Below are 23,364 nucleotides of genomic sequence, written 5' to 3'. Positions count from 1 at the left end.
TCAGCATGCGTAGTGCTGAAAGGGATAACTGGTTAGAATCCATTATGTAATTCTATTAAATGGTTCATTTTATAGAATTACCCTTTTATATCAAATTATGATAGGATAAACGTGGTAAATGACTAGCTTCTTAGAAGTTCTTATTTCGAAAGGCGGCATCGATATGAAAAGATTATTTTGTCTCATTCTGGTTATCGTTATGATTCTCCCGGTCAGCATCGTTTCGGCAGCGGGCACGAATGAGAAAGAGACTCAGAGCAAGGTCAAGGAGACCAGGGATACAGCGGGCACAACCACTCAAGCCAAGTCGAAGAGCAAACCGATAGATCTTGTTTTTGCAGGTGACATTCTGTTGGACGGCTACGTGGGGAGTCAGATTGATAGATTCGGGAACCTATACCCATTTAAGAAGGTTGCCCCCATCTTGAAAAAAGCGGACATGGCGTTTGCCAATCTGGAGACACCGGTCTCCACTCGGGGTAAGGCTGCGGACAAAACCTTTGCTTTCCGTTCGAAGCCGGATACGCTCGAAGGCTTGGTCTATGCAGGAATCGACGGCGTAACGCTGGCTAACAACCACATTCTGGACTATGGGCAGCATGCGATGCTGGATACGATTACACATTTGAAGCGCCAGAAGATCGGGTACACGGGAGCCGGGCGCAATATTGACGAGGCCTTCCAGCCTTACGTGCAGAACATTGATGGGAAGAAAATTGCGGTGCTGGGCGTCAGCCGGGTCCTCTCGGGTAATTCTTGGATCGCGGGCAAGAACCATCCGGGCGCTGCTTCCGCGTACACAATGGAGCCGATGTTGACCCATATTAAGAAATCGGCAAAAACAAACGATTATACGATCGTGTATATCCACTGGAATGAGGAATTTGCCGACTATCCGGAAGAATATGCACGCACGATGGCGAAGAAGATGATCGATGCGGGTGCCGACATTATTATTGGTTCCCACAGCCATACGTTGATGGGCATTGAGTATTACAAGAACAAACCGATTTATTATTCGCTGGGCAACTTCGTGTTTAATCGCTCGACCCGGGGCGGTGACAATACCTTGCTGTCGATGATGGTCCATTTTGAGATCCAGGGTTCCAAGATCACGAGCCGGATTACGCCGGTGAAAATTATTCAAGGTCAACCGAATCTGATGGACAAGAAGTACAACAAAGACATCATCGCGAAACTGAACAAACTCTCCTATAATGCAAAAATTGATGCCAACGGCAATGTCACCAAAAAATAAAAGGAAGTTTATAAACAACTGCGGCCATAACCATAGGACGCGGTTGTTTTTTTGTGCACTGAGGAAGACCTTCGCAAAAAATGTCAGAAACGGGTGTATGGATTTTTTCTCATTCTCAGCATTCAACAAAATCCGCACTTACTCCATCCAGCCAGAAATTCCTGCTCTAAAAAATAAAATAAAATTTTACAAAACATATTGTAATTCGAAATAAAATTTCAATATGATAAGGGAAAGAAGACGGGTTAACTTCGGTCGTTAGTGGTAGCGGTGAATATGAAGCGGAAGCATACATTTTTGCAGCCCTTCCAGCTAATGACGGAATGTAACAGCCGATAGCGGCAGAGTTAACTTCGTCTTAACACAGATCGGAGGTGGAATTAACAAGCTAACGTTATACTCCCGAGTAGGTCTTTCATTCACGGACAAACATCCGGGAGAAAACAAGAGTCCAAGCACAGAGAAGGAGGAATTAATGTACATGATAAAAAGCAAAAAGAGAATATCGTCGCTGCTCAGCGGAGTGATGTTTCTTTCGCTACTGCTTCCCGCAGGACAAGCTGCTGCCGACCCGGTCGCCGCTGCGTCATCGGTCATTGATATGCGGCAGATGGAGATTGGGCCAGGGGCTACATATACATGGGCGAATATGCAAAAGGGCAGTGGCGAGCAGAAGGTCCACATGGTGGAGTTTGATCCATCGCAAGGGAATCTGGAGCTTCAGCCCGGCCTCACCGATGGCAAGGTCTACGGCATGCAGGGAGTCAGCAAAATGGCATCCGATGCCGACAAGGCAGGCAACCGCGTCATCGCGGCAGTGAATGGGGATTTTTACGATATGTCCACCGGAATTCCGCTCGGATTGTTTATGGGGGGCGGGGAGTTATTAACGGATCCGCCCAGTGGCCGGAACGCCTTTGGCATTAAGCCGGACGGGACCAGCCTGTACGGCAGTCCGAAATTGACGAAAAACGTGACGATAGGCGGAGTGTTAAGCAGTCTATCATCCATCAATCGTCTCAGAGGGACGGACGCACTTGTTCTTTATACCGAAAAATTTAATGCCACCACGATGACCAATAACCTTGGAGACGAGGTGATTCTGGATATCGTGAGCGGCAGGGTCGCAAGCGGGGAGACCTTGACGATGGAGGTGGCCTCTGTTCTTAAAGATCAGGGAAATTCGCCGATTGGCCCAGGCCAGGTGGTACTATCCGCATCGGGATCACAGCGGAGCAAGCTTGCCGGACTCCAGGCAGGGGATGAAGTGAAGGCAAGTTTTGAGCTGGACAACGAGTGGAAGGATGTCACGATGGCGATTGGCGGTACGGTGATGCTGGTGCAGGATGGCGTAGTCCAGCAGCATACCGATCCGGCCGTGCATCCAAGAACGGTGGTGGGAACCAAAGCGGACGGAACCGTTGTGCTGTTCGAGGTCGATGGTCGTCAGCCGGGGTTCAGTGAAGGGCTTAACTACATTGAGCTTGGCGAAATGCTGCAAGAGCTTGGTGTGGTAAACGCACTGAATCTGGATGGAGGCGGATCAGCTACCTTTGTTGCCCGCCTGCCGGGAGAAGCCACGCGCAAGGTGCTCAACTCGCCATCCGATGGCGGTGAACGCAAGACGGCCAACGGTATTTTGCTGGTGAACAAGGCGCCTGAAGGAGCACCGAATAAACTGGTCGTTGCACCTACACTGGAGAGAGTGCTGACGGGCTCCTCTACAACTTTCAAGGCCGCAGCCGTGGACCAGAACCTGTATCCGGCGAAAATGACGGAGGCTGCGGCATGGAGCGTTGACCCTGCTTATGGGAAGATCGACGCAAGCGGTACGTTTACGGCAGGGAATCAACCGGGTGTAACCGAAGTATCCGTACAATCCGGCAATCTGACCGGAACAGCCGCGTTGGAAGTCGTTAATGAGCTGACCGAGCTCAAGTTCTCGGACGCTGTGAAGACCTTCTCTTCCGGCTCGACCGAGACGCTTAGGGTGACCGCGCTTCGAAATGGACAGGTGATTCAGGCGGATAACAGTCGTTTTGAATGGCGAACCGAAGGAGACATCGGGACGATTAACGCAAATGGAACGTTTACCGCCACGGACAAGCAGGATGTCAGCGGCAAAATCCATGTGAAATACGGAAATGTTGAAACTTCCATTGATGTGAATGTCGGTCTTCCTCCGGTGATGCTCGAGGATTTTGAGAACGGCCTTAGCCGTTATAAACCAAGTGCCGGAGCGCAGTATAAGTCGACCAAGGTATCCATTGAAACCGATGAGACCTACATTCGCTCGGGGAATGGCGCATTGAAGCTGGAGTATGATTTTACCGGAATGACAGGCACCTCCGGCGCTTATCTGCAGACGAATGGCACAGCGGACAATATCGAAATTCCTGGTTATCCGGAGAAGATCAGCATGTGGGTCTACGGGGACGGCAATGCGCACTGGCTCCGTGCCCAGATTCGTGACAGCAAGGGCGCGATCCCGCTCGATTTTACCGATCAGACGATTGGCGTTGATTTCAAGGGATGGAAGTATCTCGAAGCGTCCGTTCCCAAAGGAAGAACCCTTCCGCTGGTGATGGACATGCCTGTTCGTTATATGGAAACCCAGGCCGCGAAAAAAGACGCCGGTGCCATCTACGTGGACGAAATTCGGGCATTGTACGGCCCGGCTAATGACGATATCGAACCGCCGATTCTGAAGAAATTCTCGCCGGCTGACGGTGCGGAAATCAAGGTGAATACGCCGACCATAACCGTGTATGCCGAGGATGCAGGTTATGATCCTGTCGCACACCCGGGAACCACCTTAATTGATCCGGACAAAATCCGATTCTATCTGGACGGCAGTCCGGTGCAGCACACCCTGTATCCGCCGGAAGGAAGAATCCATTACACGCCGAGCGTTCCGCTTGCCGATGGCGTTCATCAGGCGAAAGTAACCGTCCGCGATATGGCGGGCAACCAAACGACCAAGGAATGGAACTTCACCGTAAATACGGGCGCAGCCAAGGTGGTGTACGATACGCCGGATACGATCTATGTAGGCGGCAGTTATACGCTCGATATCGGCGGAGTGAAGACCTCCCAAATTCGCGGCGGGCATGTCGATTTCCAATTCGATCCCACCAAAGTGGAGAATCTGGAGCTCATACCGGGAGACAAGCTGAGTCCAACCCAGGTTAGCGGGAACATCGACGGTACAACTGGAAAGGTGAGAGTGACCTGGAAGGACATCCATACCGCATCCCTGCAGGATACGGATTGGATCGGCCAAATCCGGTATGACGTGAAAAAGAACGCCACCGGCAGCAGCATTCTATCGCTCACGTCCGGGGCGGTATCCTTTGCCGATACGGGCAATACCGAATTTTCGTTCTACGGTCTTCCGATAGAATCGCAGATCGCAACGCATTATGCGCTGAGCTGGAATGAGGAAGGAACCGTACAGGGATACGAAACCGTGTTTGAAGTGACCGATGCCCAAGGTCAGCCTGTGGAAGGCGTTCAGATCATGGCTGACGCAGCGGCGGTGGGCAAAACAGATGCTGCGGGCATCCTGAAGACGGCGGCGCTAACATCCCAGGTGAAGACGTATACCGTGCAAGCCGTAAAGAATAATCAATATAGCCCGGCCTTGGAGTTTAAGGTTTCGCCGCTGGCTGGAAGTACTACTCCATTCAACATCAGCGTGGGCATGGGCGAAGATCCGACCACGTCGCGGATGCTGAACTGGCACACGGACCCGGCGACGGATGGGACCGTTGTGGAACTGGCCAAGCGGTCCGAATTTACGGATTTCGATGCGCCGAATGTCCAGAAATTCAATGGTGCCAGCGAGCTGTACCATACTTTGGATCTCGGCACGGTCCGCGTCCATAAAGCGACAGTGTCCAACCTTGAGCCAGGCACAGAGTATGTGTACCGAGTCGGTGACGGCCAAGGCCATTACAGTGCCCAAGGCTCTTTTAGTACAACGGAGGTTAGGGGAGATACAACGAAATTTCTGTATTTTGCCGATTCCCAGGCATCTACCGCGAAGGAGTTCGAGCTGTGGGGGAATACGATCGACAAGGCGGCAGCCGAGCATCCGGACGCCGAATTTATGGTCCATGCCGGCGATATGGTCGACAAGGGATTCCTGGAGGAGCAGTGGAACTACTGGTTCGCTGAAGCCCAGAAGCATTTCCTGAATACGACGTTAGTGTCTGCCATCGGCAACCATGAAGTGATGGGGAATAACGAGAACGGAGACTTCCTGGCTCACTTTAACCAGCCGGGCAATGGTTTGGACACCCTGAAGGGAACCAATTTCTCTTTTGACTACAAGAACATTCATTTTATTATGCTGAACAGCGAGTATCAGTTGGAGGATCAGAAAAAGTGGCTACAGCAGGATCTGGCTGGCAATGACAAAGATTGGACTATCGCGATGTTCCACCGCGGGCCTTACGGAAGCATCTATGACTCCGCCGAGGTACGCAGTCTGTGGGCGCCGGTGCTTGAGGAATCCGGTGTGGATCTCGTGTTAAACGGACATGATCATATTTATATTCGTTCCTATCCGATGATGAACAACCAGATTGCTGCGGACGGGAAGGGCACAACCTACGTCGTAGCGGGATCGTCAGGACCTAAATTCTACTCTCACACGGAGCGAGGCTGGCATGAGGTGGTCGACGATGAACCAACTCAGATGTATGCTTCCGTGGAAGTGGAGGGAGACGAGCTTTATTATGTAACCAAAACGGTTGACGGACGCGTCGTGGATGAGTTTACGCTGGCGAAATCGGATACGAAGCCGGAGCCGCAGCAGATTGAAGTAACGCCAAGCCAGCTGACACTAGCTGTAGGCGAGAGCCAGAAATTGCTGGCTCAAGTGAAGCCGCGCAGGGCTGAACGAACCGTTGTGTGGTCCGTATACAGTTCCGAACCGGCAAATGATGTCGTCACCGTATCACTAGATGGCATCGTGACGGCTCAAGGTTTGGGCAGCGCGGTCGTAAGAGCGACCAGCACGGTAGCACCGGACGTCTATGCAGATGTGAAGATTACGGTGGACCGAATTCCGAACGGCAGCATGGAGTCGATCGCCCTAGGTGGTAAAACCGAGCTGAAGGTCGGGGATACCGATCAGGCCGTCACGGAGGCGGTTTATACCGACGGCAGCCGTATCCGCTTAATCGAAGGTGTAACCTACGAGAGCAGTAAGCCAGAGATCGCCTCGATCGATGAGTTAGGCTCAGTCCGGGCATTGGCCGAAGGGGCGACCGTGATTTCGGCAACCTACGAAGGGTTCAAGTCGGAATATGATTTGAAGGTGACCACCCGGGGCGGGGGAAATCCTGATCCGGGACCGGAGCCACCGGTAGACCCTCCGGTACAGCCGCCGGTAACACCACCGGTAACGCCGCCCGTGCAGCCGCCGGTAACACCGCCAGTAACACCACCGGTCACCCCGCCTGTGACACCGCCGTCAGGCAGCGTCACCTTATCAGCGAGCGAGCTGGCAGCTCAGCTGTCGAACGGGCAGATTGTAATCACGATGGATGGAAGCTTTACGGATATCACGCTGCCAGGGAATGCAGCAGACATACTTAAGGATGGTTCGATCCATATTGAAGCGAAGAATGTGGCCATAACGATCCCGGCCGAAGTGCTTCGCCTGTTGGGTGGTCTTGCAGATCCTGGCCAGCTTGAGAAGAGCACGATGAAACTGAGTGCCGCCACGTTATCGGATGCTGAGATGAAGGAGCGAATCGCGCAAGCTGCCCGCGTCTCCGGGGCCAAGCTGACAGCAGTCGGAGCCATGCTGGAGTTCCAGCTTCGATTAACGACAGCGGATGGCAAATCTTACAACTTAACTGTATTCGATCATCCGATTACGCTGGAACTGCCGTTATCTAATGACACTAACGGCAAAAGAATAGCGATGTACTATTTGTCCGATAATGGTGAGTTGGAGTATATAGGCGGAGTGGAAAAAGATGGCCGCATGACTTCGGGGATCCGACATTTCAGCGCCTATGGTTTACTTGATTATGAGAAAACCTTTGCCGATGTGCCATCTTCATTCTGGGCTGCAGAAGTGATTACCGACTTGGCAGCGAAGCAGCTCATCGAAGGCGTCAGCACGGAACGCTTCGCACCGGCTCAGCAAGTGACCCGGGCTGAATTTGCGGCGATGCTGGTTCGTCTGCTCGATCTTCAGGCAGAGAGCTCTGCGCCGTTTGCCGATGTAGCTTCAGGCAAATGGTACGCAGAGGCTGTGGCCGCAGCGGCGGGGTCGGGCATCGTGAATGGAATAAGCAAAGACCGTTTTGATCCGGATGCCCCGATCAAGCGTCAGGAAATGGCGGCGATGCTGGTGCGCGCTTATGCCCACGCGATAAAACTACAGCAGGAGAACATCAGCGCGGGCAGCGATTTTGCCGATCTTGCTTCATCCCCGGACTGGGTTAGGGAAGCGGTAGAAACCGCGCATACCCTCGGATTTGTTCAGGGCCGTACACCGAGCCGCTTTGAACCGGAAGGCCTGACCACGCGTGCGGAAAGCGCGCAGGTCATCTATAATCTGCTGCACAAACTGAAGTAAAGGCTAGAAGGCAGAATACCGCTTCTCTTCTCCTGTAGATGATCACAGAGGAGAGAGGCGGTTTCTTTTCTTAAGACTAACCGAGGTCTGTCTTTACGGCATAAACGTCAAAAGACATTTTTCTTACAGGTTAAAGAACGGTGGAAGTTCCGATATAATGATTACATGGTCAATGGACGAATGTGAATCGAATTAATGGCTAATCTGGAAACCAGAAAGGAGGAGAGAGAATGACGGAATACGCGAATACGCCGAAGCCACCTTACTATGCCTGCATTTTTGTGTCCAAACGAACAGAGGGTGACCGGGGTTATGGGGCGATGTCCGATAAAATGGCAGAGCTCGCCGCTCAGCAGCCCGGCTATTTGGGGGTGGAGTCTGCACGGGATGAGGGCCTTGGGATCACGGTATCGTACTGGGATTCCCTGGAGGCCATTCGTTTATGGAAGGAGAATGCTGCTCATCAGGTAGCCCAGGAACGGGGCAAGAACGAGTGGTATGAAAGCTTTGGCTTACGAATTTGCAAAGTGGAGAGGGACAGCTTCTACAAGCTTTAGGCAAGGCTAATCCAGGAAGAGGATGAGGAGGAGTAAATGATGATACAGAATCCGGGCAAGATCAGATGGGGAATCATAGGGACAGGCTGGATTGCGGAGCAGTTTGCAGCCGATCTGGCGTATGTGGAGAACGCTCAGTTTGTGGCCGTGGGCTCTCGTACGGCAAGCAATGCAGGAGAGTTTGCGTCTAAATACGATATACCGCGGGCTTATGGCAGTTACGAGGAACTCGTGAAGGATCCCGATATTGACGTTGTTTACATAGCGACTCCGCATCCGCTGCACCGGGATCATGCCTTAATGTGTCTTCAGGCCGGCAAAGCCGTCCTGTGCGAGAAACCCTTTACGATTAACGGGGATGAATTGGAGGAATTAGTGGTAGCTGCACGGGAGCAAAAGCTGTTCCTGATGGAGGCCATGTGGACGCGTTTCCTTCCCCCGATTCGGAAGGTGCGCGAATGGTTGAACGACGGGCTTATCGGCGACGTTCGGCTGCTGAAGGCCGATTTTGGTTTTCGCAGCGGCTGGAATCCGCAGGGACGTTTGCTGAATTTGGAACTTGGCGGCGGCGCGCTGCTGGATGCGGGTATTTATCCGGTGTCGTTTGCATCCATGATTTTTGGAACCGAGCCGGAGAAGATTTGGAGTACCGCGCATATCGGTGAGACGGGCGTAGATGAGCAGTTCTCGGTGATTCTATCTTATGAATCGGGCAAGACCGCTTCGTTAAACGGGGCGATCCGGCTTGGATTGACAAATGAAGCTTATATTTATGGCACCAACGGGTATATTCACATTCCGTCCTTCTTGAATGCAACATCCGCTGCGCTTTATGTAGATGGCGAGGAACCGGTGGTTGTTACAGATGACCGGCAGGAGAAAGGGTATAGCTTCGAGGCATACGAAGTGGGGCGGTGTCTGCTGGAAGGGCGGCTGGAGAGCGACGTGATGCCGCTTGATGAGTCGCTTGCGATTATGAGGCTGCTGGATCAAATCCGGGGGCAGTGGGGACTGAAGTATCCTTCGGAAGGTTAAGCCATCTTGGCAAATAAGGGAGCAGTGCGAGAGAACCTCTCGCCCTGCTTTTTTTGTTTTTGTCATAGTTCAGATGACGTGAGCAATATCATATGTTTTCAATGTCATTATTTACATAAGTTTTACGTTGGGATGACAAGCTATTAATCTTCTCTTGTTATGCTGGAGCTGTTTGACAGTCTTGCTTCACACACATCCAACATCATAAAGGAGAGAATACATGATTACTCATCTGAACAAAAGGCTATTATCCATGCTGTTATCGATAGCGTTAGTGTTTGGATTATTTACAGGAATCGGATCCTTATCCACTGTTGAAGCAGCAACGCAGGATCAGCCTGATATCTTACTTCAGCGCAATGCGGAGTGGAAGTATTTTGATCAGGGCCAAGATTTAACAACCGTATGGCGTTCCACCTATGATGATTCCTCATGGGAATCCGGATTCGCTCCTTTCGGTTATAAAGATAACGGAAGCAGCATAGCAACCACGGAGTTTGGTCCGCTGGGCACCATAGTAGACTATGGTACGGATAAAAGACTCAAGCACCGCACGACGTATTTCCGAACGAATCTTCAAGTCAACAAGGCCCAAATTGACAGTTACGGCCAGATTCTCGGCACGTTCGGCATTGATGACGGCGCCGTGCTCTACGTCAATGGCCATGAAGTAAGACGCATGGGCATGCCGGAAGGCGAAATCACGTACGACATGAAGGCGACCTCGAGCAAGGACCTGCCCGTTATATATGGGGACGTGGACCTGACCGAGCCGCTGAAAACATATTTGCAGGACGGCAATAACGAAATTGCGGTCGAGATCCATCAGCAGAGCGACAGCAGCTCGGATCTATATTTCGATATGGAGCTTACCGCGTTAGCGCAGGCACCGGCACTGGATATTTCCAAGGTAACGGTAACCTTCCATGGCGACGCGACCAGCGCGAAAGGTTTTACCTGGTATACGCCGCTGGGCTCTTCCCAAAGCGATGTCCAGGTTGTGGAGAATCGCGGGGCCGGGCCGGACTTCAGTCAGGCGCTAGCATTTAGCGGTCGTACTTCCGTCTCCTCGAATTCTCCGGGAGAGCATGTACATAAAGCGGAAGCGACAGGTTTAATGGCGGATACCTCCTATTATTTCAGAGTTGGGGACCAGAGCCTGAATGTGTGGAGCGAGGTGGGTACCTTTCAGACGGCACCTGTCAGCGGTGCCTTCACGTTTATCGATCTGACGGATACACAAGCGAAGGAAGAGGACGAGGCAATGCTGTCGGCAGCTACCTTGTCCAAAGCACTTGCCACTATTCCAGATGCTAAATTCGTTGTCCATAACGGAGATGTGGTGGAGAACGGCACATCGGAGCAGGAATGGAACTGGTTGCTGGGTCATTCGCAATCCAGCCTTTTGAATACAACGATTGCCCCTTCTGCAGGGAATCACGAGAATAAGAATTATGCCTTCTACGAGCATTTTAATGTGAAGCAGCCAGACAACGCTGCAACGATTACTGGCGCGTACTACTCTTATGATTACAGCAATGCGCATTTCATCGTGCTTAACTCCAATGAGAATTCGCCCGAGTACGCGAACTTCTCTGCAGAGCAAGTCGCGTGGATGAAGCAGGATGTGGAGCAAGCGAAGGCTGCCGGCGCAGACTGGATTATCGTCAATATCCATAAAGGGCCGTATACAACTTCGAACCACGCAACCGACAGTGGCATCATGGGTGCGAACGGAGTAAGAAACAAAATTGCTCCTTTGATGAACGAGTTGGGAATTGATATGGTGCTGCAGGGCCATGATCACATCTATGCGCGGACAAAGCCGATCAAGAGCGACGGAACCGCCGAGGATGCCACGAAAATTACCGAGATGCTTAATGGGCAGAACATCGAATATGCAGTTAAGCCAGATGGAACCATCTACATGATTCCTGCCACCGCAGGAGCCAAGGTTTATTTCAAGAACCAGAAGCCGGAGCTGGGTGATTCATATTTCAATTTGTTTGAGCGCGCCGAAGAGAACCACGCCCGCCAGTACGGAAATACAACCAGCCTTGCCAGAGGCCAGGTTCAGAACTTTGTCGGGTTTACGATCGACGGTGGCAGGCTGACAGCTGTGACGTATGAAATCGATCAGAATCAGATGAACGGTCAGCCGTTTATCGTGGATCAGTTTGGAATCATGAAGGAGACGAAGCCGGATCCTGTTCAGGAAAAAGTGAGCAAAGTGACGGTTACGTTCTACGGCGATGCCAAAACATCCAGGGGTTTCACCTGGTATACATCCCAGCAGGTGACAGGCAGTGACCTTCAGATCGTGGAGAAGTCTGCTGTCGCTCCTGACTTTACGAATGGGATCACGTTCCAAGGACGTTCGGCTGCTTCTACTAATTCAGCAGCAGAACTTGTGCATAAAGCGGAAGCAACGAAACTCAAGCCAAACACGTCCTACGATTTCCGCGTAGGAGATGCAGCGCTTGGGGTTTGGAGTGAGACGGGAACCTTCCGGACTGCGCCGGAGAAAGGAGCGTTCACGTTCATTGATTTGGCCGATACGCAGGCGAAGGCAGAAGATGAAGCGGTGCTTTCATCCGAGACACTTGCCAAGGCGCTGGCTACCGTGCCGGAAGCGCAATTCGTTGTCCATAACGGCGATATTGTAGACAAGGGCGTCAAGGAAGAACAGTGGAATTGGCTGTTAGGTCATTCGCAGGAAAGCTTGCTCCATACGACGCTGGTGCCATCCGCGGGTAACCACGAGGATGAAAACTACGCCTTCATCGAACATTTCAATGTACAGCAGCCGGATAACTCGGCAACCGAGACTGGAGCGTACTACTCATACGATTACAGCAACGCGCATTTCGTTGTGTTGAATTCCAATGAGGACTCGGATGTGTACGATAATTTCTCTGTCGAGCAAGTGGAATGGCTCAAACAAGATGTACAGAAGGCTAAAAAAGCCGGAGCGGAGTGGGTGATCGTCAATATTCACAAAGGTCCGTACACTACTTCGAATCATGCGACGGACTCCGATATTATGGGAGCTAACGGCGTGCGGTCCAAGATTGCTCCGTTAATGGCAGAGCTCGGCATTGATTTTGTATTGCAGGGTCATGATCATATTTATGCCCGCACCAAACCGATCAAGGCTGACGGCAAAGCGGCAGAGCCGGAGAAGATTACGGAGATGCTAAACGGCGAGAAGCTGGAATACTCGGTGAATCCGGACGGTACGATCTATTTGATTCCGGCAACCGCAGGACCGAAAGTTTATTATAAGAATCCGAGTGAAAAGCTTGGGGATGCATACTACGGACTGTTTGAACGCGCGGAAGAAAACCATGCGGCCAAATACGGACCGGATCCGAGCGATAACCGGCGTCCGAAACGCAGCCAGGTACAAAATTTCGTCGGTATTACGATCGATGGCGGCAAGCTGACCGCGGTCAGCTATGAAATTGACCAGAACCTCAATGGTGCACAGCCATTTATCATTGATCAATTCGGTATCGTGAAGAAGGATGTTCAAACGCCGAATCCCGATCCAGGAACTCCAGGTCCGGGACCAGGTCCAGGAACACCGAATCCGGGGCCTGGCACATCCAATCCAGGATCAGGAAGCAACTCTGGTTCAGGCAATAATCCAGGTTCCGGTTCAGGAAGTGGCTCAGGATCAGGCTCGGAGAACGGTTCAGGTGCCGGGAATGGAACGAACCCGGGTAACGGATCGGAAACAGGTTCTCAGCCTGGAAGCAACCCCGGTACGGATTCGGGTAATGGGAATCCACCGGCGCTGAAGGATACTGCGGGTCACTGGGCCAAATCAGCCATCGATAAGGCCGTGGCAGCAGGCTTTGTCAACGGGTATGGAGACGGAACCTTCAGGCCAAATCAACAGGTGACGCGGGCTGAATTCATGGCTATGCTGGGCCGCGCGCTGCATCTGACCGAAGGCGGGACTAAGCTTACGTTCACGGACGCAGGCAAGATTCCTTCGTGGGCCAAGGATGCTGTAGCGCAAGGCGTGGCAGCAGGCATCATCAGCGGTTACAAGGATGGCTCCTTCGGTCCGCACAAGCCGCTGAACCGGGCCGAGCTGGTAGCGATGATCGTTCGTGCCAGCGGAATAAATCCCGACTCGGTAGCGAAATTGACCTTTAAAGATACGAAGGAAATTCCGAAGTGGGCTGAGCCGTATATTGCGACTGCGGTTGATGCAGGACTTGTGGGCGGTGTGGGTAACAATCGCTTCGCTCCACAGCAATTCGCAACACGGGCGGAAGCCGTGACGCTAATGATCGGACTTCTTGAACACGTGAACTGAATGAATCAGGAAGCCAATACGGGGGATTGTCCCGTGTTGGCTTCTTTTTTGCGATTGCATACGCCATGGCAGCTTAAATTCCTGCTCGAAATATAAAATTATATTTTATAAAAACTATTGAAATTTGAAATAAAATTTCAATATGATAGAGGTAGAGATGAACGCGTGTGTTCGAATCCATGCCGATCATCTACTTTTAGCGACAGAGATAGGAGGTGGGGGGCGCCGATTCGAATCGTAATCGTATTCGGGTTCAACGAATAGTAAGCGCATTCATAAAAGTAGGGAGTGAATTAGTGAATGAAAACCAGAAGACATGTCTATCGAAGCAGCAAGTCGATCCTGTGCATGACGCTGGCGTTAGCGATGATGTTCAGTACAGCTGTTTCTGCATGGGGCAGCAGTTCCGTTGATGCAGACGCAAACGCCGGAGATCCACGCGCTGTTGTGATTGAAAATTTCGAATCGGTAACAAATATGTCCGCAACCTCCGTAAGGGGAAAGGCTCAGCTGGATGTAGTGGGGAGGCCGGAACTAATCTATTATGGACATCACGCTGCAGCTCTAACGTATGATTTTGTGGGCAGCGAATCCGGTACCTCGGCGGCTTATCTCAACTTCAAAGATCCGGACGGTTCTATCGGCAGAAGCGTCCCCGGTTCACCCACTGCACTCGGTTTATGGGTTTACGGCGACGGCGGGAATCATTGGCTCCGTGCCCAGCTTCAGGACGCTTCCGGCGGCAAGCATGCCGTGGATTTAACCTCTACCTCCGGTTTTAGCTGGATGGGCTGGAAATACGTCAAATTTAACGTCCCCTCTACCATCAAGGCTCCTCTCAAAGTGAATCAAATCTATATCACCGAATTAAAGGACACGAATAAAAACAAAGGTACCGTATACTTCGACAGGTTGTCCGCATTCTATACGGCTTCCCAGGTGTACGGGCTCGACATTGGCGGGCTGACGCCCATGGGCGTAGGAGAAACGGCGAAGCCCCAAGTATATGCAACCTATGAAGGACATACGGAACCTGCATTATTAACAACCGGCGTGAAACTCACCAGCAGTGACGATAACATCGCTACTGTCACGGGCGCTACATACGACACTATTGAAGCATTGGCGCCGGGAACGGTAACCATAACCGCAGAATACGGAGATGGACCAAAATCTCAGTATGAGCTTCATATTACGCAGGATGTGCCAGCCCCTGGAGAATTGCTGTTATCCGGGCCGCTTCATATGGAGACCAGTCTTACCGGCAACATGAGAACCAGTGTGGTTTACTCCGTATACGGAAACCAGACGGACCCCGCATGGCTGACTGAAGGAATTAGTTATGCAAGCAATCAATCGGGCGTTGTATCGGTAGATCAAACCGGTCAATTGACCGCAGTTTCCGCAGGAACGGCAGACATTACGGCTTCGTACCGCGGAATAACCGCACAGCATGCCATTACGGTGACGGATCCAGTTCCTGTTCTGCAGAGCATCGAACTTCAAGGACTTACGGCGGTTACGGTAGGAGATTCCTTCGAGACGGCGGTGTCCGCAACCTACTCCTGGATGGAGGAGCCGGTGATCATAACGGAAGGCGTTACGTTTACCAGCAGTCATCCGGACGTAGCCGCTGTCGATGATAAAGGAGTGGTATCCGGCTTGAAGATAGGTTCAACTAGAGTAACAGCGACATTCCAAGGAAAGGCCAGCTCCCTCTACATCACGGTGAACAAAGCTTCTGAGCATCCGAAAGCCGAGATGAGAGCGGCCTGGATTGCAACCGTCGACAATATTGACTGGCCAGCCAAAGGAGTCACCGATCCGGATCAGCAGAAGCAGCAGTTTATCAGTCTGCTTAATCAGTTGGAGGATGCGGGAATGAATGCGGTCATTATGCAGATCAAGCCGACGGCGGACGCATTCTACCCGTCCAATTACGGGCCATGGTCAGAATGGCTGACGGGAGTTCAGGGCAAAGATCCGGGGTACGATCCGCTGGCATTCCTGCTGGAGGAAGTCCATAAGCGGAACATGGAGTTTCATGCCTGGTTTAATCCATACCGCATCAGTCTTCAAGGAGACGTTAACAAACTTGTAGCAGGCCACCCGGCCAGGCAGCATCCGGAGTGGGTTGAAGAATATGGCGGCAAGCTGTATTTCAACCCAGGAATACCGGAAGCGCAACAGTTTATTATCGACGGCATCATGGAGGTCGTTTGCAATTACGACATCGACGCCGTGCATTTTGACGATTACTTCTACCCGTATCCCGTAACCGGCGTGGATTTCCCGGATACGGACACCTTTAACCAATACAAAGGCTCCTTTACGAATAAGGGAGACTGGAGAAGAAATAACGTCAATCAATTCATTCAGAATGTGAACGAAGCCATCAAGGCAGAGAAGAGTTACGTGAAATTCGGCATCAGTCCGTTTGGTATCTGGAAAAATAAATCCAGCGATCCGACCGGCTCTGAAACCAATGGTCTTGAGAGTTACAATGCCATCTATGCCGACTCGAAGAAATGGGTTGAAGAAGAGTGGATCGATTATATCACGCCTCAGATTTATTGGAATATCGGTTATTCCGCTGCCGCTTACGATAAGCTGATCGATTGGTGGAGCGGGATCGTGTCCGGCAAGAACGTTCATCTATACAGCGGACAAGCCGTATATAAAATCGGGTCGAATGCCGATTGGTCCAACCCCGAAGAGATGCCGAACCAGATCCATTACAACCGCAACTTTGAGGAAGTCCGGGGCAGCATATACTTCAGCTCCAAATGGTTTAAGGATAATGCGCTCGGATTTACGGATAGACTGAAGAACGATCTGTATCGATATCCGGCATTGATCCCGGCGATGCCTTGGATCGATTCGGAGGCGCCGACTTCGCCCAAGAAGCCAAAGGCTGATCACGAGCAGGATGGTGTGCAGCTAAGCTGGAGGTCGACAGGTGACGAGACGTATTATGCGGTCTATCGTTATGATGGCAGAGGAACCGGCAGTGTTCAAGATCCGTCGCATTTGTTAGGGACTCTCCGAAAAACAGCCGATAAGATGCAATTCTTTGTCGATCATACCGTAGCGGAGGGACAAACCTATACGTATGTCGTGACGGCAGTTGATCGTCTGCATAATGAGAGTGCCCCAAGCAAACCGGTCACGGTGAAAGTGAAGCATAGTGGTAAGCCTGGAAAGCCCCCGGTGAATCCACCAGGGAAACCGAGCAGACCGTGAGTTGACATGAGCGCGATAGGATCTAATCCATACCGGTTAACGGCTGTTCCACTTCCCTAGCAACATGTAGCTTCAGGGAACGACCAGCCCATTTCAAGCAAAAGGGACATCCCGGCTTATAGCCTTGTGATGTCCCTTTTGCGCTTGTTCCAATGGATATGCGTGATACAATAGGTGCATTACGACCTGGAGTGTGGTGCATGTTCAAGAAATTAGGAATGGCATTGGTTTACGCCGCCGTAGGTGGTCTTGTTTACTTTTATGGCGATGCCATATTGGTATGGATTCGATCGACAGACAGTATCATGCTGATGATGTTCATGGCCGTCATCATGGCCTTGTTTCCGGTGATCCCTTATCCGGTGGTAGGAGGCGTTATCGGTGCCGCCATGGGGCCGGTCATCGGCGGAATCGTCACTTGGGTCGGCTCAATCGCCGCTTCCATCCTTATGTTTATGTTCATCCGATACGGCTATCAGGAATGGGGCGACCGGGTGCTTTACCGTTATAACAGGCTGGGAAAAGTGACAACAATGTTCGAACGGAACGCCTTTTTGACCATCCTGTTTACCCGGTTGATCCCGTTTATTCCTTCCATTGTCATCAATGTGTACGCGGCTCTCAGCAAGGTAACGTTCGCATCATACAGCATCGCGTCCGCCTTAGGCAAAATCCCAGCCATGCTGCTGTTCTCGATGGTGGGGGATCATCTCATGACAGACCCTTCCCACATCATCATCACCATCGGCGTATACGGCGTATTTCTCGTGATCACCCTGCTGGTTTACCGGTTGTCAGGCTTTGATCGTTTTAGGAAGAACGGAGGCTAAACGGTTATAGCTGCTCAATAGATGAGGCGGGACCGCTCTGTTCTGCAGATGCGGAGTTCTCGCCCTTTTTCTTTTGGAACCAAGCCCGAACAGCCTCGATCTCTCGCTGATCCATTCCGCTTAAACTTTCGTTGATCTCGCTGAATATCATCTTCACTTGAAGGGATAGAAGCCCTCTTCTTCGCTGTCTGCGGGTACCGCTAACCTCCATGGCGATAATCTGCGGCCTGCGTATATATCTGGTGGACATAGCAATGAAACGGCTGCGGATCGTTAGCTGTTTGTCTGTTACATTAAGTCCGGAATCCCGGTGCGAGAGGAGTCCCCAAGCTAACGAGAGCGGAAGGAGTAGAAGCGATAACAAACCGAGCTTGTCAAAATACCAAATGCACGCGGCACTAACTACCGCGGCAAAAGCCAGCTTCCACCGCAAGTACATCCATTTTGCGCGGGGCGGCGGCGAAGCGGTAATGGTCTGAGCGCTGAATTGAGGCGTAACCCGATTCAGCAGTGCCGGAATATCTCCAGTCTTCAGTAGAGGATGGAGCATGAAATGCTTGTCGGACTCGGACGTTAGCACATGAACCTTCACTTCAGCGTAACCGAACCAGCGCCGGAATACGCCTTCTTTAACGGTAATGGCCAGCACGCGTTCGGGAGAGAAGAGCAGTCTTTTTCTCTCCAGCAGACCGCAACTGACTGAGATTTGTTTCCCGATGCGTTCGACGGTAAATCCCGCATATTTGATCGTGTAGAGCACGGCGGAGAGCAGCCAGGATACGATGAGCGCCACAGCAACAATGCTGATCCAACTGCCGGGCAGCAGCTTCCCTGCCGATTGAAACAGCGATTGGTACATCCGATCCGGGAGCAGGTCATCGGCAAAAGATAAAATACCGCCCACAAAGGCTAAAGCCAGCGACAGGTTGGGTGAGGAAAGCGCGGCAATGAGCAGGCGTCCGGAGGATAGTTGCAGCAGCGTGCTGCGTTCTTCCTCTACGGTGATTGGATCGTTTGCATTCTTTCTGCCAACGGAGCCTGAATCGGAATCCTCCAAAAGACCGCTTCCGTATTCCATGTTCTGATTCGAAGGTTGAATGGATTCGTAATTCTCTCGGGTTTCCGGCGGTTGAACAGATGGCCCCTCCGTCTGAACGGGAAGGCTCTGATCGGATGGGTCGGGGCTTTCATGGGCTTGGTGAACCTCACGCTGCGTCTGCCTTGTTCGGGTTTGCTCGCGCAGCCAGCGCTGCAGCCGTTCGCCTTCGCTATTGGTAATGGCAGGGAGTATGCCCCCGCCTTCCGTTTTGCCCGGCGTTTCGATTCGGACTTGGGTAAGTCCCAGTAAGCGCTGCAGCAAGGGCTGCTCCATATTCATGGAATGAATGCGACCCGTATAGATGGACAATTCCTCACGGAACAGAACGCCGCGGCGAATGAGGATTTTGTCTTCTTCTAACGTATAGACGAAGCGTTTCCACTTTAGATACCCGTACAGAAGCAGAAGCGAGACCAGGATGACGATGACGGCGGACAGCCAGTACCAGGGGATGTCGCGCAGCGATTTTCCGTTAAGGAATTTGATGGATACCAGAGCGGCGATCGGAATGAGTGATTTAACGCTGCTTACGAGCGGGAACAGGATGAACAGCCGGTGAAGTCTTGTCGGTTCATTCATCGTGATCCACCACTTTGGCCAGCTCGCCGATCTGTTTTTTCAATCCCTCTGCTTCTTCCAGCTTGAGCGCCTGAATGACATGAGTCGTTGCGGCGGTAACGACCTTTACCTTGGCTAAGCCATATTTACGAAGGAGCGGTCCCCGTTCCAGCTCGACATGCTGTACCCGCGTCATCGGGACAAGGGTGTCACTGAGCCAGATCCAGCCGGAGCGAAGCTCCAATTCTTCCTCGCTTACCTTGAAGCCGAATTGTTTGTAGGTGAAAGAGGGCACGGCCCAAGTAAACCAGGCTCCGAGAACCAGAAGTCCGATGGTGATCCAGCCCGGTATCAGGGTCCACCCGAATATAGCAGCCATAATCAGATAGGCTGCTGCAGCGAGTAGAATAACCCCATCCGTAATGAAACCCGTTATGCGGGAGATCGTTACGGAGTCCGGGTGACACCTGCGCATGGCGTCAAGTCGATTGTCCATATGTATGTTCCTCCTTGATGTTACAGATTCGTACATTTTGTATCTTTTATGTATGTCTACGTTCTTGAGGATGGATCGTTTCATCCCGTCCTTTGACTTGATTGCCGTGCCTATCATTGTAGCATAACAGGCTAACGAGCATCTGAACCTGACCTAACGGTTGCATGAACACATGCCAAATCTGTTAAGCTTGGGTTAAGGAAGAACATGAATGATCGAGAGGCGAAAGGATCACATGCAATGAAAATAGACCGGCTATTAGCCATAACCGTCCTGCTTCTGAACCGGGGGAGACTGAGCGCCAAGGAGTTGGCCGATCGGTTTGAAGTATCGAGTAAAACCATATATCGCGATATGGATACGCTATGCCAAGCCGGGATCCCGATTGTTGCTCACCAGGGGATATCCGGCGGGTTTGAAATTATGGAGCATTATATGATCGACAAGTACTGGCTGTCCGCTGAGGAAATGAGTGCGCTGGTTACAGCCGTCAAAGGGATGAGCAGTGCACTGGATGATCAGCAGATGGGCATCCTGCTTGAGAAGGTAAAAGCGCTGCTGCATAGGGTAGAGCAGGGGCTTGGCGATGAATATCGGAGGGAACCTGTGGTCATGGACTTTCAGCCTTGGGGACAGCGTCAAGGACTGAAACCCACCGTGGGCTTGCTCAAAAAGGCTATTCAAGAAAAGCGCAGGGTCGAGATGGAGTATATTGATACGCAGGGCAACGCGGAGCGAAGAACCATTGAACCGGCATCCTTGATACTGAAGGGCAATATTTGGTATGTACAAGCCTTTTGTCTGGAGCGGGAAGACCATCGAATCTTTCGATTATCGCGCATGCAGCATATCGAGATGCTGGATGAGACTTCGGAGACAAGAATGATACCGAGCATGGAACGATTGGAATGGGATTCCTCTTGGTCGAGCGCGCTGGAGAAGGAGACGGTGCTGTTATTCGAAGCAGCCGCGCGTCAGCGGGTGGCGGATATTTTTCCGCCGGAACAAGTAACCGTCAACCCGGACGGCTCTTTACGCGTTCACGTGATATACAAATTGGATGAGTGGTTTTACGGCATGATTCTAAGCTTTGGTGATCAGGTGCTGGTTGAGCAGCCGGGCGAAGCAGCCGAGGAAGTGAAGCGAAGAGCACAATTGATTATGCAGCGCTACGATAACCAGGACAGATAGATGTCCACGTTACCTCTTTAGAATAGAAATATATTCATCACAAGGAGGAAACAACGTGAGTCATAGTCAACAGCAGAATCAAAGTGAACGATGGATCGAGACTAGACCCGCCATGTCCATTCAGGGTGTCGGCGTTCGAACGACGAATGAAGCGGAGGCAGGACCGCAAGGCAAGATACCGCAGTTATGGGACCGGTATTTCCAAAGCGGTTTGCAGGCACAGTTATCTGATAAGGATCAAGCCATATATGCTTTGTACACCGATTACGAAAGCGACGCATCCGGGGAATACACCTTGATTATCGGCAACAGGATAGAGGAAGACGTGGCTGCTGCAGCTTCTTCGGAGGAATTGAAGCAAGCGTCCGTCCCAGCAGCCAAGTACATGGTATTCCGGACAAGACGTGGCCCTTTGATGGAAATTGTCCCTGAGGTGTGGTATGCAATTTGGAGTTACTTCCAGCAATCAGCCGAAAAAAGGACGTATACCGGCGATTACGAACGCTATGATATGCAGCAGTTTGATCTTGCCCATACCATGGTGGACGTTTACATCGCTATTGAATAGCGGTTAAGAATCGGCTACTGCTCCATTGCTTGGAGTGGAAACGACTAATCCGGGTGATATGACCCAATCCGGAAGTTAGCAATATTTGCCAATAACGAACTAGAGGGTGATCCCGCAGCGGGATCACCCTCTTTATTTCACAATCCAGAGACCGGCATCTTAATCATCGTTATGAACGTAGTGCCGCCATAATCAAACGATGTTACTTCCGAGAAACCCAGCTGGGTATACAAGCGAATGGCTCGTTCGTTGAATTTGGCAACGGTCAGTCGAAACGATTGGCGATTGTGAATTTCAGCGATGGACGACAGCACGAACGAGAGGAACTCTTTTCCCCGACCTTGTCCGGTCGATTCCGGTTTCATGCCAAGTCCAAAATCCAGCAGATCCTCGTCATATGCACCTAACGGGATCGCAAACGGAATTTGGGCAGATGAGCCTGTACAGCAAAAGCCTAAGAGCTGCCCTTCCTCGTCCAATATGGCGTAATACGAACACTCAAGGAGTTCTTTCCGAAACTCCTCATCCGGCTCGCTGTTGTAGAAGTCATAGGGAGGTTCATAGTTCCATTGCATAATTTGCTCGGCGAACGTTTCGGTTATGGCCGTGATACGAAGAGGCATGATTCTCATCCTTTGGGTTTGTTGATATAGGTTTCTTCCATATCCTTTATTTCGATTTGGAAACGTAAAAAACCTTCTCTTCCCGTACATGGCCGGGCATACGCCCGGTCCATGCTGAGAAAGAGAAGGCATCCATTCCGAAGGTCCAGCTTATTTGAACCCGGTTAGTGCCGATCCCGATTTCATGAAATACTTCTGTCCGAAGAAATAGATCAGGATCATGGGAATCGCCATGATGGTGGAAGCCGCCATCAGTTTCTCCCACTGCGCCCCGTGATCCTGCTGAAAGCTTTGCAGGCCGACGGTGATGGTCCATTTGACCGAATCGTTCAGATAAATGAGCGGTCCCATGAAATCCACGTAAGACCACACAAAAGAAAATAAAGCGACGGTGGCCAGAGCCGGTTTCAGGATCGGCATGATGATCTGGACATAAACCCGCAGCTCTGAAGCACCGTCGATCTTCGCTGCCTCGGACAATTCTGTCGGTACGCCAAGCAGGAACTGCCGAAGCAAAAAGATGAAGAACGGTGCTCCGAAGAATGCGCCGATGGTCAGCGGCATGATCGTATTCACCCAGCCGAGCTTGGTGAAGATGATGTACTGCGGGATCATCTGCACTTGAGCCGGCAGAATCATGGTCGCCACCACGATGGTAAAGATAATGTTTCTGCCCCTCCAAGGAATGCGGGAAATCGAGTAGGCTACCAGCGGTGCAGAGAATAGCTGACCGATGATATTCACCATACAAATCAGAAACGTGTTCATCATATAGCGTGTAAAAGGAATGGCTTGAAGGGCTTCTTTATAATTCGACCATTGGAACGTTTCAGGCAGGATACTCGGCGGAAACATGAGTATTTCTTCCGGCGTCTTCAACGAGGTCATCACCAGCCATACAAATGGGAACAGGAAGATAACAGCGAATAGAATAAGGACCAAATGCGGTAGGATAACGCGCAACTTGACAGCCAT

The 23,364-nt window shown here is 51.4% G+C and carries 13 protein-coding genes; 9 read left to right on the top strand and 4 right to left on the bottom strand.

Annotation, left to right across the window (positions count from 1 at the left end):
- Window positions 1–163 precede the first annotated feature (163 nt).
- The 7 genes from AB4124_RS15340 to AB4124_RS15310 all read left to right on the top strand — a co-directional run bounded on the left by AB4124_RS15340 (window position 164) and on the right by AB4124_RS15310 (window position 17,854).
- Entirely contained in the window at window positions 164–1,258 is a 1,095-nt protein-coding gene (locus AB4124_RS15340; protein WP_076323164.1) for a CapA family protein, read from the top strand.
- Between the two features lie 481 nt (window positions 1,259–1,739).
- The gene (locus tag AB4124_RS15335; protein ID WP_441973381.1) at window positions 1,740–7,859 is read left to right on the top strand and encodes a phosphodiester glycosidase family protein; all 6,120 of its coding nucleotides are present in this window, start codon (window positions 1,740–1,742) and stop codon (window positions 7,857–7,859) included.
- Between the two features lie 230 nt (window positions 7,860–8,089).
- On the top strand, window positions 8,090–8,416 hold the full coding sequence (locus AB4124_RS15330; protein ID WP_006208549.1) for an antibiotic biosynthesis monooxygenase family protein: 327 nt from the start codon (window positions 8,090–8,092) through the stop codon (window positions 8,414–8,416).
- A gap of 39 nt (window positions 8,417–8,455) precedes the next feature.
- Window positions 8,456–9,451 carry a Gfo/Idh/MocA family protein gene (locus tag AB4124_RS15325; RefSeq protein WP_430139770.1) on the top strand — a complete coding sequence of 332 codons (996 nt, stop codon included), beginning with the start codon at window positions 8,456–8,458 and terminating at the stop codon, window positions 9,449–9,451.
- A gap of 220 nt (window positions 9,452–9,671) precedes the next feature.
- Complete coding sequence (locus tag AB4124_RS15320) at window positions 9,672–13,781, top strand: S-layer homology domain-containing protein (RefSeq protein WP_441973380.1); 4,110 nt, start codon at window positions 9,672–9,674, stop codon at window positions 13,779–13,781.
- A 300-nt stretch (window positions 13,782–14,081) separates the two neighbouring features.
- Window positions 14,082–17,024, top strand: coding sequence for a family 10 glycosylhydrolase (locus AB4124_RS15315; RefSeq protein ID WP_441973379.1), 2,943 nt, complete (start codon window positions 14,082–14,084; stop codon window positions 17,022–17,024).
- Between the two features lie 200 nt (window positions 17,025–17,224).
- Complete coding sequence (locus AB4124_RS15310; protein ID WP_441973378.1) at window positions 17,225–17,854, top strand: TVP38/TMEM64 family protein; 630 nt, start codon at window positions 17,225–17,227, stop codon at window positions 17,852–17,854.
- Between the two features lie 4 nt (window positions 17,855–17,858).
- Here the strand turns inward: AB4124_RS15310 and AB4124_RS15305 are convergent, their stop codons facing one another.
- Together AB4124_RS15305 and AB4124_RS15300 are read right to left on the bottom strand one after the other, a co-directional pair.
- Window positions 17,859–19,532 carry a PH domain-containing protein gene (locus AB4124_RS15305; RefSeq protein WP_441973377.1) on the bottom strand — a complete coding sequence of 558 codons (1,674 nt, stop codon included), beginning with the start codon at window positions 19,530–19,532 and terminating at the stop codon, window positions 17,859–17,861.
- Window positions 19,525–20,007 (bottom strand): PH domain-containing protein, encoded by a 483-nt coding sequence (locus tag AB4124_RS15300; protein ID WP_441973376.1) that lies wholly within the window; start codon window positions 20,005–20,007, stop codon window positions 19,525–19,527. Before AB4124_RS15300 ends, AB4124_RS15305 begins: the two co-directional genes overlap by 8 nt.
- Before the next feature lie 240 nt (window positions 20,008–20,247).
- Here AB4124_RS15300 and AB4124_RS15295 point away from each other — a divergent pair, with 240 nt between their 5' ends.
- Complete coding sequence (locus AB4124_RS15295) at window positions 20,248–21,198, top strand: helix-turn-helix transcriptional regulator (protein WP_441973375.1); 951 nt, start codon at window positions 20,248–20,250, stop codon at window positions 21,196–21,198.
- Window positions 21,199–21,253: 55 nt separating this feature from the next.
- The gene (locus AB4124_RS15290; RefSeq protein ID WP_441973374.1) at window positions 21,254–21,766 is read left to right on the top strand and encodes a GyrI-like domain-containing protein; all 513 of its coding nucleotides are present in this window, start codon (window positions 21,254–21,256) and stop codon (window positions 21,764–21,766) included.
- Between the two features lie 137 nt (window positions 21,767–21,903).
- Here AB4124_RS15290 and cpaA read toward each other — a convergent pair whose 3' ends face one another.
- Both cpaA and AB4124_RS15280 read right to left on the bottom strand, forming a co-directional pair.
- Complete coding sequence (gene cpaA, locus AB4124_RS15285; RefSeq protein WP_441973373.1) at window positions 21,904–22,389, bottom strand: capreomycin N-acetyltransferase CpaA; 486 nt, start codon at window positions 22,387–22,389, stop codon at window positions 21,904–21,906.
- A 150-nt stretch (window positions 22,390–22,539) separates the two neighbouring features.
- On the bottom strand, window positions 22,540–23,364 hold the full coding sequence (locus AB4124_RS15280; protein ID WP_076322921.1) for a carbohydrate ABC transporter permease: 825 nt from the start codon (window positions 23,362–23,364) through the stop codon (window positions 22,540–22,542).

It is taken from the genome of Paenibacillus sp. 2KB_20 (genome assembly GCF_052115765.1).
Lineage (GTDB): Bacteria > Bacillota > Bacilli > Paenibacillales > Paenibacillaceae > Paenibacillus_AQ.
The sequence above is the reverse complement of the archived record's forward strand: the minus strand, read 5'-3'. Positions and strand labels throughout refer to the sequence as shown.

Coding starts and splice junctions, on each gene's coding strand:
- AB4124_RS15315 (WP_441973379.1), top strand. CDS start 14,082: ATGAAAACCAGAAGACATGTCTATCGAAGCAGCAAGTCGATCCTGTGC.
- AB4124_RS15335 (WP_441973381.1), top strand. CDS start 1,740: ATGATAAAAAGCAAAAAGAGAATATCGTCGCTGCTCAGCGGAGTGATG.
- AB4124_RS15280 (WP_076322921.1), bottom strand. CDS start 23,364: ATGGCTGTCAAGTTGCGCGTTATCCTACCGCATTTGGTCCTTATTCTA.
- AB4124_RS15300 (WP_441973376.1), bottom strand. CDS start 20,007: ATGGACAATCGACTTGACGCCATGCGCAGGTGTCACCCGGACTCCGTA.
- AB4124_RS15325 (WP_430139770.1), top strand. CDS start 8,456: ATGATACAGAATCCGGGCAAGATCAGATGGGGAATCATAGGGACAGGC.
- AB4124_RS15310 (WP_441973378.1), top strand. CDS start 17,225: ATGTTCAAGAAATTAGGAATGGCATTGGTTTACGCCGCCGTAGGTGGT.
- AB4124_RS15340 (WP_076323164.1), top strand. CDS start 164: ATGAAAAGATTATTTTGTCTCATTCTGGTTATCGTTATGATTCTCCCG.
- AB4124_RS15295 (WP_441973375.1), top strand. CDS start 20,248: ATGAAAATAGACCGGCTATTAGCCATAACCGTCCTGCTTCTGAACCGG.
- AB4124_RS15330 (WP_006208549.1), top strand. CDS start 8,090: ATGACGGAATACGCGAATACGCCGAAGCCACCTTACTATGCCTGCATT.
- AB4124_RS15305 (WP_441973377.1), bottom strand. CDS start 19,532: ATGAATGAACCGACAAGACTTCACCGGCTGTTCATCCTGTTCCCGCTC.
- AB4124_RS15320 (WP_441973380.1), top strand. CDS start 9,672: ATGATTACTCATCTGAACAAAAGGCTATTATCCATGCTGTTATCGATA.
- cpaA (WP_441973373.1), bottom strand. CDS start 22,389: ATGCCTCTTCGTATCACGGCCATAACCGAAACGTTCGCCGAGCAAATT.